This window comes from Ruegeria sp. AL7 (assembly GCF_056536105.1).
On sequence record NZ_JBQFJF010000001.1, the window covers coordinates 1,632,456 to 1,645,698 of the forward strand.

Annotated in this window: 14 protein-coding genes; 5 read left to right on the forward strand and 9 right to left on the reverse strand. The window is 60.8% G+C overall.

Features of this window, described 5'->3' with window-relative positions:
- Positions 1-202: 202 nt before the first annotated feature.
- The 3 genes from ACR3E2_RS08135 to ACR3E2_RS08145 all read right to left on the reverse strand — a co-directional run bounded on the left by ACR3E2_RS08135 (position 203) and on the right by ACR3E2_RS08145 (position 4,291).
- Complete coding sequence (locus ACR3E2_RS08135) at positions 203-1,246, reverse strand: hypothetical protein (RefSeq protein WP_480484517.1); 1,044 nt, start codon at positions 1,244-1,246, stop codon at positions 203-205.
- Between the two features lie 68 nt (positions 1,247-1,314).
- A complete protein-coding gene (gene lepA, locus ACR3E2_RS08140; RefSeq protein WP_480484518.1) occupies positions 1,315-3,114 on the reverse strand; it encodes a translation elongation factor 4 in 1,800 nt (599 codons plus the stop codon).
- Between the two features lie 163 nt (positions 3,115-3,277).
- Positions 3,278-4,291, reverse strand: a complete 1,014-nt coding sequence (locus ACR3E2_RS08145; protein ID WP_480484519.1) for a hypothetical protein — start codon at positions 4,289-4,291, stop codon at positions 3,278-3,280.
- 193 nt (positions 4,292-4,484) lie between these two features.
- Between ACR3E2_RS08145 and ACR3E2_RS08150 the strand changes: the two genes are divergently transcribed.
- Positions 4,485-4,793 (forward strand): hypothetical protein, encoded by a 309-nt coding sequence (locus ACR3E2_RS08150; RefSeq protein ID WP_209598134.1) that lies wholly within the window; start codon positions 4,485-4,487, stop codon positions 4,791-4,793.
- Between the two features lie 65 nt (positions 4,794-4,858).
- On the forward strand, positions 4,859-5,812 hold the full coding sequence (locus ACR3E2_RS08155; protein ID WP_480484520.1) for a LysR family transcriptional regulator: 954 nt from the start codon (positions 4,859-4,861) through the stop codon (positions 5,810-5,812).
- Here ACR3E2_RS08155 and ACR3E2_RS08160 read toward each other — a convergent pair.
- Positions 5,809-6,252: a low molecular weight protein-tyrosine-phosphatase gene (locus ACR3E2_RS08160; protein ID WP_480484521.1), complete on the reverse strand. Its 444-nt coding sequence runs from the start codon at positions 6,250-6,252 to the stop codon at positions 5,809-5,811. The two genes, ACR3E2_RS08155 and ACR3E2_RS08160, sit on opposite strands and share 4 nt — an antisense overlap.
- A 27-nt stretch (positions 6,253-6,279) precedes the next feature.
- Between ACR3E2_RS08160 and ACR3E2_RS08165 the strand changes: the two genes are divergently transcribed.
- Both ACR3E2_RS08165 and ACR3E2_RS08170 read left to right on the forward strand, forming a co-directional pair.
- Entirely contained in the window at positions 6,280-6,978 is a 699-nt protein-coding gene (locus ACR3E2_RS08165; protein ID WP_480484522.1) for an NAD-dependent deacylase, read from the forward strand.
- A gap of 62 nt (positions 6,979-7,040) precedes the next feature.
- A complete protein-coding gene (locus ACR3E2_RS08170; RefSeq protein ID WP_480484523.1) occupies positions 7,041-7,649 on the forward strand; it encodes an HdeD family acid-resistance protein in 609 nt (202 codons plus the stop codon).
- Positions 7,650-7,741: 92 nt separating this feature from the next.
- Here the strand turns inward: ACR3E2_RS08170 and ACR3E2_RS08175 are convergent, their stop codons facing one another.
- From ACR3E2_RS08175 to meaB, 5 genes are all read right to left on the reverse strand, one after another.
- On the reverse strand, positions 7,742-8,215 hold the full coding sequence (locus tag ACR3E2_RS08175; protein ID WP_209505710.1) for a copper chaperone PCu(A)C: 474 nt from the start codon (positions 8,213-8,215) through the stop codon (positions 7,742-7,744).
- A gap of 38 nt (positions 8,216-8,253) precedes the next feature.
- Positions 8,254-8,643 carry a hypothetical protein gene (locus tag ACR3E2_RS08180; protein ID WP_480492710.1) on the reverse strand — a complete coding sequence of 130 codons (390 nt, stop codon included), beginning with the start codon at positions 8,641-8,643 and terminating at the stop codon, positions 8,254-8,256.
- Positions 8,644-8,673: 30 nt separating this feature from the next.
- A complete protein-coding gene (locus ACR3E2_RS08185; RefSeq protein ID WP_480484525.1) occupies positions 8,674-8,823 on the reverse strand; it encodes a hypothetical protein in 150 nt (49 codons plus the stop codon).
- A 189-nt stretch (positions 8,824-9,012) separates the two neighbouring features.
- Complete coding sequence (gene rpmB / locus ACR3E2_RS08190) at positions 9,013-9,300, reverse strand: 50S ribosomal protein L28 (RefSeq protein ID WP_008756960.1); 288 nt, start codon at positions 9,298-9,300, stop codon at positions 9,013-9,015.
- A gap of 232 nt (positions 9,301-9,532) precedes the next feature.
- Positions 9,533-10,504 (reverse strand): methylmalonyl Co-A mutase-associated GTPase MeaB, encoded by a 972-nt coding sequence (meaB, locus tag ACR3E2_RS08195; protein WP_209598140.1) that lies wholly within the window; start codon positions 10,502-10,504, stop codon positions 9,533-9,535.
- 172 nt (positions 10,505-10,676) lie between these two features.
- On the opposite strand from meaB, the gene hrpB reads away from it, so the two are divergent.
- The gene (gene hrpB, locus ACR3E2_RS08200) at positions 10,677-13,130 is read left to right on the forward strand and encodes an ATP-dependent helicase HrpB (protein WP_480484526.1); all 2,454 of its coding nucleotides are present in this window, start codon (positions 10,677-10,679) and stop codon (positions 13,128-13,130) included.
- Positions 13,131-13,243 lie beyond the last annotated feature (113 nt).

Genomic DNA, 13,243 nt, shown 5'->3' on the forward strand with positions numbered 1-13,243 from the left:
TGGTTTGGGGTCGGGAAAATGGGGAGTGGCGGATTGGCGGGCTGAAGCCCGCCCTACGGGTGGTCGATGGAACCGAAGAGAGGCGCAAACGCGCCGCTCGTTTCGCCAAAGGTGAACCTTCGGTTCGACGGGCGGGAGGGTTGGCGCGACAAAAAGTAGAAACTACTGAGCCACAAGTAAAAGAGATTTTGCACAATTCGATTTACAAGTCTTCCTCTGAGAGTAGAAGTGAATTCCTCCAAATCAGCTCGTTGGCACTAACGTCTTCGAACGGCATTGTATAATCTCGCTTATCATACCATTGATTTCTCAGTACGGTTAAAGCGATTTCCAAGTTTGACGGTGGAATGCCCTTAACCGTTCCTAAACGTACACTATGCAGATATCGATCATGCTCTTGTGTTGCCAAAGCGCGGAGATTGAGCGGAAGAAATCCAAAACCCAAAAAACAGACCAGATCGGAAGAGTTCAACCAGTATTTTGCGCGCTCAATTTCGCCTAGTTCTGAAGCACCTTCGGTGAAAGTCCTCAAGCCCATCGCAGCTTCTGCAAGGTATCTAGGGTCTTTCCAGTTACCGAATGAATTTGGATAAGAACAACTTACGTTTCCCAGGCTGCCATAGACATGCACAATTTTCAGCGAATTGACACAAATGGTATTCGCAGTTTCATTGCTCACGCCAAAGTACGATTTTATTGCTTGATGAAAAAACTGCTCGATAACTCGATCATAGTTGAAGGTGATGAACCGGCAGGAAGAAAGTGCTGCACAGAACTCACTCTCACCTTTTTGAGCAACCAGTATTCGGAACAGTTCCGAAAGCCAATTATTTGGCAGTTGCGCGAATGACGGTTGATTGTACGTATTCCCCGTGTCGAACCAGAGTCGGGAACGCGCTTCTGCCTCGAGAACAGTTCGTGCGATAGCCAGTTTCCCAACTTCCGCCCAACCCTCTTTTGACTGATGAGTGTCGAGAAAGTTGTCAATTGAAGGCGCGAGCCCCATGTTTTGACGAATACTTTTTGCAATTGATGCAAAAAACTGTCGGTTCCAACCCTTTTCTTTTGTCTTTGGCAAATAGCTGAAAGCATGGCAGAAATTTGTGTCACCCGACCTAAGCATATCGAAGCTATCAACTTCGACTCTGCAAATCTGCTCAATCTTTTTGACAAGTTCGTTTCCCGTTGGCAGTCCGAACTCCGCACTCGCGCCCGCGCCAACAATAAACGTCTTAGTCCGCTTCATCAGCACACTTCCAAATGTTCTATCTACCAAGCAAACGAGCTTCGGACCAATTTCCGGATAGAATTAGTCTATGAGTCCATCTTCAACGCAGAGATAAACGCCTCCTGCGGGATATCCACCTTTCCGAACTGACGCATCTTCTTCTTACCCGCCTTCTGCTTGTCCAGCAGCTTGCGTTTCCGCGTGGCGTCGCCTCCGTAGCACTTCGCGGTCACATCCTTGCGCAGGGCCGAGAGGGTCTCGCGCGCGATGACCTTGCCTCCGATGGCGGCCTGGATCGGGATTTTGAACATGTGGCGCGGGATCAGGTCCTTGAGCTTTTCGCACATCGCGCGGCCCCGCATCTCGGCCCGGTCGCGGTGAACCATGGTCGACAGCGCATCGACCGGTTCGTCATTCACAAGGATCGACATCTTGACCAGCGCGTCCTGACGGTAGCCGGTCATCTGGTAGTCGAAGCTGGCATAACCCTTGGTCACCGATTTCAGGCGGTCGTAGAAGTCAAAGACGACCTCGTTCAGGGGCAGGTCATAGACGACCATGGCGCGCTGGCCCGCATAGGTCAGGTCCATCTGGATGCCGCGGCGGTCCTGGCAGAGTTTCAGCACGTCGCCGAGATATTCGTCGGGCACCAGAATGGTCGCCTTGATGCGCGGTTCCTCAAGATGGTCGACCTTGGACAGGTCGGGCATGTCGGCGGGGTTGTGCAGCTCGATCATCTCACCGTCTTTCATGTAGACGTGATAGATCACGCTGGGCGCGGTGGTGATGAGGTCGATATCATATTCACGCTCGATCCGGTCGCGGATGACCTCGAGGTGCAGAAGGCCCAGGAAGCCGCAGCGGAAGCCAAAGCCAAGCGCGGCCGAGGTTTCCATTTCATACGAGAATGAGGCGTCGTTCAGCGCCAGCTTTTCGATCGCGTCGCGCAGGTCTTCGAATTCGGCGGAATCCACCGGGAAGAGGCCGCAGAACACCACCGGCTGCGCGGGTTTGAAGCCCGGCAGTGCGACTTCGGTGCCGTTGCGGTCATTGGTGATGGTATCGCCGACGCGGGTGTCGCGGACCTGCTTGATCGAGGCGGTGAGAAACCCGATCTCACCCGGGCCGAGGCTGTCGATCATCTGCATTTCCGGGCGGAAGACACCGACGCGGTCGACATGGTGCAGAGTGCCGTTCGACATGAACTTGACCCGCATCCCCTTTTTCAGCGTGCCGTCCATGATGCGGACCAGAACGATGACGCCCAGATAGGCGTCGTACCACGAATCCACCAGCATCGCCTTGAGCGGCGCGTCCAGAGTACCCTGCGGCGCGGGCAGTTTGTGCACGATCGCCTCCAGCGTTTCGTGGATGCCCTGCCCGGTCTTGGCGCTGACCCGGATGGCGTCGCTTGCGTCGATACCGATCACGTCCTCGATCTGCTCGGCCACGCGGTCACAATCGGAGGCGGGCAGGTCGATCTTGTTCAGCACCGGCACGATCTCGTGATCGGCATCGATGGCCTGATAGACGTTGGCCAGCGTCTGCGCCTCGACCCCCTGGGTGCTGTCCACAACCAGCAGCGAGCCTTCGACCGCGCGCATCGACCGGCTGACCTCGTAGGCGAAATCCACGTGGCCGGGGGTGTCGATCAGGTTCAGCACATATGTCTCGCCATTATCGGCGGTATAGTCGATCCGAACGGTGTTGGCCTTGATGGTAATGCCACGCTCGCGCTCGATATCCATGCTGTCGAGCAGCTGTTCCTTCATGTCACGATCCTGCACTGTCCCGGTCTCTTGGATGAGCCGGTCAGCAAGGGTGGATTTGCCATGGTCGATATGCGCGACGATGGAGAAATTGCGGATATGAGCGAGGTCTGTCATGGAGTGGGGATATGCGTCGGAAATGGGCTGTGGTCAATGGTTCAAGATGATCTGCCGCGACCAATACAACTTCATTGCCAATCGCATACAAATCGCTTCAAGGAATGTACTTAGCACCAAACTTGATGCAGGAGATAAACTTGCATTGCGGCGAAACACCGTTTCAAGGCCAATGCGCTCGCTGAAGGGCCTGCATGTTGGATGTAAAGCACTGATTGTACGTATACTCTGAAGCAAACTCCACATCCCGGATGTCAAGAATTGAACGCGCAACGTCGCCTTCAATGCGATCACTCGACCAATAGTCTTCATTGGCGATCAAGCTCTGTAGCGGGCTTCTTGGAGAATAAGGTGAGGCGAGCAACGCAGCAGCAGTTACCGTACAATCGGCGACCTCATCCGCACAGTAAATGCTACAAAAGTTACGAATGGGGGTCCAGGCCACTATCTCTGAGCTAAGTTTCGTTGCTTTTTCCCTGATGCCGGCGTCACTAATCAATTCTCTTGGAGTAAATAGGCCCCAAGCTAGTTCGGAAGATAAGAAGCGATCATCTCCAGTATTCAGCCAAGCGAGCGATGCCGAACCTCCCAGATTGGAACCCTCCGAATTATGTTTCTGCAGGTACAATGCCCAGAACAAAAAGACACTGGCGTCTTGGGGTAGTTTGTGGTCGAGGCCTTGCAAAACCTCAACCAAATCAGCCCCTTCACCATCGTAGAGCATAGATTGCGCTGCAAGCATCGCGGTAATTGGTTCACCAAGTTCGACCAACACTGCAATCGCAGGAGCTTTATTCTCGAATTTGGCAACTTGTAGCAGGGCAAGGGCCAGAGGCTCGGAGTTTTGCACTTCCGTTAGCCATGATTTGCCCGACAGACCACCAGGTTTTCGCAGTAGAGCTATGCGATCCTTGCGATCCATTTCGGACGTCACATGCGCATGAAAACTACTTCGACTTGCGATGTTCGCCAGCAATATTTGAGCTGCAGCGTTTCCATTTTGGGCCTGAGCAGAAAGGCTTTGCAATGCAGCCAGATCTTCGCCACCCAACCAAGCTAGAACCGCTTCTCTGAATTCCGGCGCGTCTTGACCTTGCAAAGAGGGCACTTCCGACAAAGCCACCATTGGATAAAACCAAACTGCGGCTGACAGAATCAGCTTTTTTATCGAAATCACTGCCCTACCCCTTGTATTCGCCGCTCAAATTCGCTTCCGGCATTTCCCGATGCGCGGCTTTTGTCCTCGTCAAATCAACACCGTTTGATTTGCCTGTCAAAACAATTGATCCGCGGGCCCGTTTGATTCATACTCCGCCGCAGACCGAGAGGGGCGCAAGACCCGTCCGGGCAGGCAAAAACGAGGCTCGAGTATGAAACAGTTCCTCATTATCGCATTTTGTGCGGCATCGCTGACGGCGGTGGCTCAGGTCGCGGATGCGGCGCAGATCAGGCAGGCGTGCATGGCGTCGGACCGCTCGGCGGCGACGCGGGACCGGTGCAGCTGCATTCAGCGCGTGGCGGATCAGGCGTTGACGCGCAGCGATCAGAAAACCGTGGCGAAATGGTTCAAGGACCCCCATCAGGCGCAGGTGTTGAAGATGTCGAAAACCGCGCGCGATGATGCGCTGTGGGATCGGTACCAGAACTTTGGCCAGATGGCGCAGGCGATCTGCAGCTAACCCGTTCAGAATGCTTGACCTGATCCACGCTGCGTCCCAGAAAGGCGCAGCGAAAGGTGTATTGCATGGTAATGAAAGGGCTGACCCTGCGGGGCCTTGAAGTGTTCGAGGCATTGGCGCGGACGGGATCGGTGGCGCAGGCTGCCGAGATCACGGGGCTCAGCCAGCCATCCGTTTCGCAGCAATTGCGCAATCTGGAAAACGCGCTGGGGACCGAACTGGTCGATCACGGGCGGCGACCGATGCGGCTGACGCAGGCGGGGCGCAGTTTCCTTGCGCGGGCCGAGGCGGTTCTGTCCGAGCTGCACATGGCCCAGAGCGAGCTGTCGGTCATGGATCTGGGCCATCTGACCACGCTGTCGATCGGGCTGATCGACGATTTCGACAATGATCTGACGCCGCGGCTGGCCACCTTGCTGGCCGACAGCCTGACCCGGTCGAAATTCAAGCTGATCACCCTGTCGAGCCTTGATCTGTTCGAGGCGCTGGCCGAGCAGCGCCTGCATATGGCGGTCACCGCCCATAGCGGCGAAGTGCTGGAGGGGGTGGTCGAATACCCGCTGGTCCACGATCCGTTCATTCTGGTGGCCCCACAGGGATCGGGGGGCGTCGAGGCCGTGCAGGAGCGGCTGCCGTTTCTGCGCTATGCCCGCGAGCAGCTGATCAGCCGCCAGATCGAGGCGCATCTGGCGCGCCGGTCGCAGGTGTTCGAGGAACGGTTCGAGATCGGCTCGCACATGGCGCTGATGGCCATGGTGGCGCGGGGTCTGGGCTGGGCCATCACGACGCCGCTGGGCTTCATGCGCGCGGCGCGGTTCCATGAGGGGCTGGAGGCGCACCCTGCCCCGTTCGGGGAGTTCTCGCGCAACATATCGCTGCTGGCGCGCACCGAGTGGTCCGATCAGGTCCCGCAGGAGGTTGCGGGCATGACCCGGCGTCTGATGCAGAACCAGATCGTGGACCCGGCGGTTGCCAAGCTGCCCTGGCTGAGCGGCCAGTTGCGGGTGACCGGCGGCTAGGTGTCCAGATGGGCGGCAAGCCCGTCAACTGCGGCTTCGATCAGGTCCAGCGCGCCGTCGAAATCCCGCGTGTAATACGGATCGGGTACGTGATCGGCACCGGTCTGAGGGGCGAAATCCGTTAACAGGCGAACCGGTGTGCCGTTGCCCGGTGGGCGCAGGTCTTCGATATCGGCGATGTTTTGGGCATCCATGCCGATGATCAGGTCGAACCGGTCGAAATCCGCGGCGGTGAACTGGCGCGCGCGCAGGTCGCCGAGGTCGACGCCTCTGCGGTTTGCGGCCTTCTGCATCGGGCCATAGGGCGGATTGCCCGCGTGCCAGCCCATGGTTCCGGCGCTGTCGGTTGCATGATGCGGCGCGCGGGCGCGAAAGACGCCTTCGGCCGCGGGAGAGCGGCAGATATTGCCCAGGCAGACAAAGAGGATACGGTGTGTCATGGCCAAGGTGTAACGCGCGGAGGGGATATGGGAAAGATCGTCATTCTGACCGGGGCCGGGATTTCGGCAGAAAGCGGGCTGAGCACCTTCCGCGACGAAGGCGGGCTGTGGGCGCAGCACCGGATCGAGGATGTGGCCACACCCGAAGGTTTTGCGCGCGATCCCGCCTTGGTGCAGGGGTTTTACAATGCGCGCCGCGTTCAGGCCGCCGCTGTGCAGCCCAATGCGGCCCACATGGCGCTGGCGCGGTTGCAGCAGGGCTGGCCCGCAGAGGTCGTGATCGTGACCCAAAACGTCGACAGCCTGCATGAAGCGGGCGGTGCGACGGGTGTCATCCACATGCATGGCACATTGGCGGGTGCCCTGTGTTCCGGGTGTGATCATCGCTGGCCCGCCCCGCCCGAGATGGCCGTCGCCGAGCCCTGCCCCGCCTGCGGCCAGCCCACCGCCCGGCCCGATGTGGTCTGGTTCGGTGAGATGCCTTATTACATGGACGACATCTACGACCACCTTGCCAGCGCATCGATCTTTGCCGCCATCGGCACCTCGGGTCAGGTCTATCCGGCGGCGGCCTTTGTCCACGAGGCGCAGGCGGTGGGCGCGCGGACGGTCGAGATCAATCTGGAGCCGACGCCCGGGCCGTCGGGCTTTGATGAGCGCATTGTCGGCAGGGCATCCGAAACGGTTCCGCGATGGGTCGGTCAGCTTCTTGCGGGATATTCTTAAGCTACAGACAACGCTGGCTTAATTTGTGTACACTATCTGCGATAGCGACTGGAGGACACGCCATGACTGATCAAGACCCCCGCACCGGTGAAATCCTGGATGACGGCAGCATGGCCGGGCGTGACATGCTGGGGGAACAGCTGTCCAGCCTGTGGTGGACTTTTCTGCTGCGCGGGGTGCTGGCCGGGCTTGTCGGTATTGCAGCGCTGTTCTGGCCGTCTGGCAGCATCGCGCTGCTGCTGCGGCTGGTCGGTGTGTTGCTGATCCTCGACGGTGGGCTGACGCTTTTGGGTGTTGGTCGTCGCGGGGTGCTGGGAGGTGCTGCGATCAGCGCGCTTCTGATCGGGCTTGTCCTGCTGATCTGGCCGGAAGGCACGGTGAAACTGGCGTTTTTCCTCATGGGCGCATGGGCACTGATCATCGGGATCGGATCCCTGGCGGCTGCCGGGCAGATGCATGCAAGTGACCCGCAACGCGGTTCCATGCGCGTCTCGGGATTTGTCGCGCTTGTCGTCGGGCTTGTCCTGATGATCTGGCCGGCGGTGGCGCTGGTTGCGCTGGGATGGGGTATCGCATTCTCGGCGCTGGCCATGGCCGCTGTGATGTTCTGGCTGGCCTCTCGGTTTCGGCAGGCGGGCGACCGCGTCGGTATGAAAACCATCAACAAGTAGCTCTATCCGCAGCCGCATGGAAATCAGGCCGGGCAAAGCCCGGCCTGACGCATGGATGAGGGCCGCAGCGCGGCCCGAAGACAGGCGCTGCCCTAGTTCGAATGTGATCCGTGGCCGCCTTTGTCCTGACGTTCCAGATCGACGGGAATCTCGATCTCGACCTCGCCTGCCTTTTCAAAGATCAGCGTGACCGGCACCATGGCGTCCTGTTCGAACGGGGCCGTCAGCCCCATGAACATCACATGGTCGCCGCCACGTTTCAGCATGTGGGTTTCACCGGCCGGAATGGCAAAGCCTTCTTCGACATGCACCATCTTGGCTACGCCGTTTTCATCGACCTTGTGGGTGTGCAATTCCACACGCGCTGCCGCGTCCGAGGTTGCACCGATCAGCCGGTCATCGGCGTCGCCCTGATTGTGGATCATCATGAACGCGGCTCCGGCGATGGCGGTCTTGCCCGAGGAGCGGGCATAGGCGTCGTCAACCTTGATGGGGCCTTCGGCAAAGGCGGGGATGGCCAGCGACACGGCGGCCAGAGTTGCAAGCAGAGTGGTTTTGAGGGACATCGTGCCTCTCCTGTATAAAGGTTTGAAAAGGGTGGGTTTCAAACGCTGACAGGAGGCGCGCGGGCCGGGGTTGCGGGAACCGGCAGGGCGATCTGGTTGCCCAGATGCCGCAGCGGTGACGGCTGCGCCTGTTCCGGTGCGGCTGGCAGTGCCGGTTCGGCAACTGCAACGGCCCCCAGCAGGGATATCGCGTAGTCCGGGCAATAATGCGGCGGTACAGTCGGTTGCCCGTTTTCGTCCATATAGACGACGACCGGACCGGTGCCCGTACACAGCACCATCTGGCCCACGGCCTTGTCCATGCCGCGCGACATGGCCAGCCCCTGCCCGGTCAGAACCAGCAGCAGGGACAGCGCATAAGGCAGAAATCTGGTAACAACAGGTCTCATCCTGACCCAGCTATAGGTCAGCAGCGGGAAAAGCTTCAAGCGCCAAAGGGTCGCGCTTGAAGCTGATTTTCAATAATCCAGTCCGGGTCTTTTCACCCTGTCTGTGGTGAAGCTGGTATGGGACCGGTTCACCCAGCGCTGCATCCGCGTGCAGGTTGCAATCGCCTTGCGGAATACCGCGGCCAGAAACAGGAAAAGATAAAAACTTTTTAACGTCATAATGTGGCCCCCGCCTGATGAATGACAGTGACGTTAGGTCAGATTCGCAATCCTGTATGTGAAGAAGTTCACCAATGGCGAAAAATTAGTTCCAGATTGAGAACAATGGGGGCCGAAAGGGGCTGGCCCAACAGAAAAGGCCCCGCACCGAGAGGGTGCAGGGCCTGAAATTCTGTTGGTTGAAAGACCTTAGGCCGAAGCTTGCGCCTTGGCGATTTCTTTCTTCACTTTCAGAGCGTTTGCCGACAGCTCATCATCCTTGGCTTTGGCTAGGAACGCGTCCAGACCACCGCGGTGGTCAACCGAACGCAGCGCAGCCGCCGAGATGCGCAGCTTGACGCCACGGCCCAGAGTTTCGGACTGTAGGGTAACGTCATTCAGGTTCGGCAGAAAACGACGACGAGTTCTGTTTTTGGCGTGGCTGACATTGTTGCCAGTCATCGGGCCTTTTCCGGTCAGTTCGCAACGGCGCGACATGGTTTCTTCCTTTGTTTCTGGAGGCCGGGCTGGATACCCGCGGCCAAATCACAAGGGGCGCAACCCGAAGTCGCGCCCGAAAACTGGTTGGATGCGTGTAGTGGGAATCGCGCGGGGGGTCAAGACGGGCTGCGCGAAATCTTTCAATTTGCCTGCCATGCAGGAATGGCCCGGATGGGCCATGCCGTTGGCAAGAGTATTTGGCAAAAGGTGAAACGGCCATGACGGCCCTTCAGCCGAGCGTGTCCAGAAGCTGACCGGCAGCGACCGCCGGGCTGAGTCGCCCTTGCGAGACTTCGTCGTTCAGGCGCTCCATCTCGGCGCGGGCCTGCGGTGTGTCGAGGCGGGCGAGAAGGGCGTGGCGGACCTCCTGATCGAACCAGTAGCGGGCCTGGGCGGCGCGGTTTGCCTCCCAGATACCGGTGTCGCGGCGCCATTGGGTCAGGGTTTGCATTTCGTCCCAGGCCTGTTCCAGCCCGTGTTCTTCGACAGCGGAAACGGTCATCGCCTTGGGGAAACCTTCGGGATCCTGCGGGCGTTTGCGCAACAGCCGCAGGGCACCGGCATAATCCGCGCAGGTGCGGGTGGCGGTAGCTTTCAGGTCGCCATCGGCCTTGTTGACCAGAATGATATCGGCCATTTCCATGATGCCGCGCTTAACGCCCTGCAACTCGTCACCGCCCGCCGGGGCCAGCAGCAGCAGAAACAGGTCAGACAGTTCGGACACCACCGTTTCCGACTGCCCCACGCCCACGGTTTCGATCAGCACCACGTCATAGCCTGCGGCCTCGCACAGGGCGATGGCCTCGCGGGTGCGGCGGGCGACGCCGCCAAGGTGGCTCTGGCTGGGAGAAGGGCGGATGAAGGCGTTCTGCTCGCGGCTCAGGCGTTCCATCCGGGTCTTGTCGCCCAGGATCGAGCCGCCCGAGCGGGCCGAGCTGGGGTCGACCGCCAGAACCGCGACGCGCAGCCCCTGCCCGGTCAGCATCATGCCAAAGCTTTCGATGAAGGTGGACTTGCCCACACCGGGCGTGCCTGACAGACCGATACGCAGCGCCTGACGCCCCGAACCGGCAAGCTGTGCCAGAAGGTCGCTGGCCTGTGCCCGGTGATCGGCGCGGTTGCTTTCAACAAGGGTGATCGCACGCGCCAGCGCCCGGCGCTCGCCCTTCAGAATTCTGTCGCTCAGGCTGTCTGTCTGCATTCTCGTCCGTTCCTAGAGGCAGGAACAGTTGCCGTGCTTGGGGGGCGTTTGTCCAGACCGGAGGCGGCGGGAAGTGCGAAGATCGCGCAGCCTGCGTCATTTCGTGCGGGGCGATTTGCCGATTTGAGCGCGGAAACTGGACGCCACCCGCGGGATCGCGGATAAGGGCCGGATGACCCTACGCCTGCCCATAGACGATGCCATACCCGGCCTGCTGGACACCCTGCGCGCGCAGGGGCGGGCCGTGCTGCAAGCGCCGCCTGGTGCGGGCAAGACCACGCGGGTTCCGCTGGCGATGCTGGAGGCGGGTCTGTGCGGCGGCAGGATCGTGATGCTGGAGCCGCGGCGGCTGGCGGCACGGGCCGCGGCAGAGCGGATGGCAGAGACGCTGGGAGAGCGCGCGGGCCAGAGTGTTGGCTACCGCGTGCGGGGCGATGCGAAAGTGTCAAAAGACACAAGGATCGAGGTGGTGACCGAGGGCATTCTGACCCGGATGCTGCAATCGGACCCTGACCTGCCGGGCATCGGCGCGGTGATCTTTGATGAATTCCACGAACGCTCACTCAACGCGGATCTGGGCTTGGCGCTGTGCCTTGAGGTCACGGGCGCGTTGCGGGACGATCTGATTCTGCTGGCCATGTCGGCCACATTGGACGCGGACCCGGTGGGGCACCTGATGGCCGCGCCGCTGGTTACGTCGGAAGGGCGGAGTTATCCCGTCGAGATGCGCTGGCTGGATCGGCCGTTGGGGCCACAGGCGCGGCGGCTGGATGCATTGGTCGATCTGGTCGTTGAGGCCGAGCGCGAGACCCGCTCCACCGGTGGCGGGATCTTGGTGTTTCTGCCCGGTGAGGGTGAAATCCGGCGGGCTGAGGCAGCCTTGACCGGACGCCTGCCCGCCAATTGCACGGTGCGCCCGCTGTTCGGGGCCATGCCCTTTGCGGCCCAGCGCGCGGCGATTGCCCCGGTTGAGACCGGACGCAAGGTGGTGCTGGCGACGTCGATTGCCGAAACCTCGCTGACGATCCCCGATATCCGGGTGGTGGTGGATATGGGGCAAGCGCGGCGGGCGCGGTTCGATCCGGGCTCGGGCATGTCCCGGCTGGTGACCGAGCGGGTAACACGGGCCGAGGCCACGCAACGCGCAGGTCGTGCGGGCCGTGTGGCCGAGGGGCTGTGTTACCGGCTGTGGTCAAAGGGGGAGGATGGCGCGCTGGCCGCGTACCCGCCTGCCGAGATCGAAGCCGCCGATTTGACCGGGCTGGCGCTGGAGCTGGCGCTGTGGGGCGCGGATGCCGCCGATCTGGCCTTTCTGACCCCGCCACCCGAAGGCGCGATGGTCGAGGCGCGCGCGCTTCTGGCGATGCTGGGCGCGCTGGACGGCAAGGGGCGGATCACCGAACACGGGCGGGCGCTGGCGGCGCTGCCGTTGCATCCCCGGCTGGGGCATATGCTGGTGCGGGCCGGACCGAGTGCCGCGCCTTTGGCCGCCTTGATGGCCGAGCGCGACCCCCTGCGCGGCGCGCCGGTGGATATCGCCTTGCGGCAAGAGGCACAGCGGGATGTGCGCACCTTTCAGCGCAACCGGGTCTGGCAGGTGAACATGGGCGCCGTGGATCGGATCAATGCCGAGGCCAAGCGGTTGAGGAAACAGGCCGGAAGCAAGACGGATGATCTGAGCGCTGCTGCCATGGCCGCCCTCGCCTATCCCGATCGTATCGGACAGCGGCGCAAGGGCGATGCGCCGCGTTATGTGTTGTCGGGGGGCAAAGGTGTCGTGCTGGACAGCGGCGATTCACTGGCCGCCGCGCCTTTTCTGGTTGTCACTGACACCGATGGCAACCCGCGCGAGGCAAAGGTGCGGATGGCCACCCAGATTTCGGAACGCGAGATCCGCGAACTGTTCGCCGATCAGATCGATTGGGTCGAGGTTTGCGCCTGGTCGAAACGCGAACGGCGGGTCGTGTCCCGGCAGCAGGAGCGGTTCGGAGCGATCACGCTGGACGACCGCATCTGGAAGGATGTTCCGGACAACGCCGTGGCGCGCGCGATGCTGGACGGGGTGCGCGATCTGGGGTTGCGGCTGGACGGGGCCACCGCACGGCTGGCCGCGCGGGTGGAACTGGTGCGCGCCGACGGGGTGGACCTGCCCGACTTTTCGGTCGAGGGTCTGATGGCCGAGCTGGACGACTGGCTGTTGCCGATGCTGTCCGGTGTCAAAAGCGCGGAGGACTGGAAACGGTTCGACCCGCTGCCCGCCTTGCGCGCGCGGCTGGACTGGACCCAGTCCCAGGAACTGGACCGGCGCGCACCGGGATCGTTTGAAACACCCCTGGGGCGCAAGGTACCAATCGATTATGGCGCGGCGGTCCCCGAAATCTCGGTTCGGTTGCAGGAGCTGTTCGGCGTGACCCGGCATCCGGTGGTTGGCGGACAGCCCCTGAAGATTACGCTGCTGTCCCCGGCGCAGCGCCCGATCCAGATTACCCGCGATCTGCCGGGGTTCTGGGCCGGGTCTTATGCGGATGTGCGCAAGGATATGCGGGCGCAATACCCCAAACATCCATGGCCCGAAGACCCGACACAGGCCGACCCGACGCTGAGGGCCAAACGCAGGCAGGAATAGACCCATTGCCGCGTTGCTTCCGGCAAGCGGCTCAGGCTTTCGGGGCTGTTGCACGAAATCTCACAAATCACAGTAAATTGACCGAAGAACCGGTCATAATCAGAAATAAGCGG

Excerpts from the sequence above, each read along its gene's own strand:
- ACR3E2_RS08135 (WP_480484517.1), bottom strand. The coding sequence starts at position 1,246 with ATGAAGCGGACTAAGACGTTTATTGTTGGCGCGGGCGCGAGTGCGGAG.
- lepA (WP_480484518.1), bottom strand. The coding sequence starts at position 3,114 with ATGACAGACCTCGCTCATATCCGCAATTTCTCCATCGTCGCGCATATC.
- ACR3E2_RS08150 (WP_209598134.1), top strand. The coding sequence starts at position 4,485 with ATGAAACAGTTCCTCATTATCGCATTTTGTGCGGCATCGCTGACGGCG.
- ACR3E2_RS08155 (WP_480484520.1), top strand. The coding sequence starts at position 4,859 with ATGGTAATGAAAGGGCTGACCCTGCGGGGCCTTGAAGTGTTCGAGGCA.
- ACR3E2_RS08160 (WP_480484521.1), bottom strand. The coding sequence starts at position 6,252 with ATGACACACCGTATCCTCTTTGTCTGCCTGGGCAATATCTGCCGCTCT.
- ACR3E2_RS08165 (WP_480484522.1), top strand. The coding sequence starts at position 6,280 with ATGGGAAAGATCGTCATTCTGACCGGGGCCGGGATTTCGGCAGAAAGC.
- ACR3E2_RS08170 (WP_480484523.1), top strand. The coding sequence starts at position 7,041 with ATGACTGATCAAGACCCCCGCACCGGTGAAATCCTGGATGACGGCAGC.
- ACR3E2_RS08175 (WP_209505710.1), bottom strand. The coding sequence starts at position 8,215 with ATGTCCCTCAAAACCACTCTGCTTGCAACTCTGGCCGCCGTGTCGCTG.
- ACR3E2_RS08185 (WP_480484525.1), bottom strand. The coding sequence starts at position 8,823 with ATGACGTTAAAAAGTTTTTATCTTTTCCTGTTTCTGGCCGCGGTATTC.
- rpmB (WP_008756960.1), bottom strand. The coding sequence starts at position 9,300 with ATGTCGCGCCGTTGCGAACTGACCGGAAAAGGCCCGATGACTGGCAAC.
- meaB (WP_209598140.1), bottom strand. The coding sequence starts at position 10,504 with ATGCAGACAGACAGCCTGAGCGACAGAATTCTGAAGGGCGAGCGCCGG.
- hrpB (WP_480484526.1), top strand. The coding sequence starts at position 10,677 with ATGACCCTACGCCTGCCCATAGACGATGCCATACCCGGCCTGCTGGAC.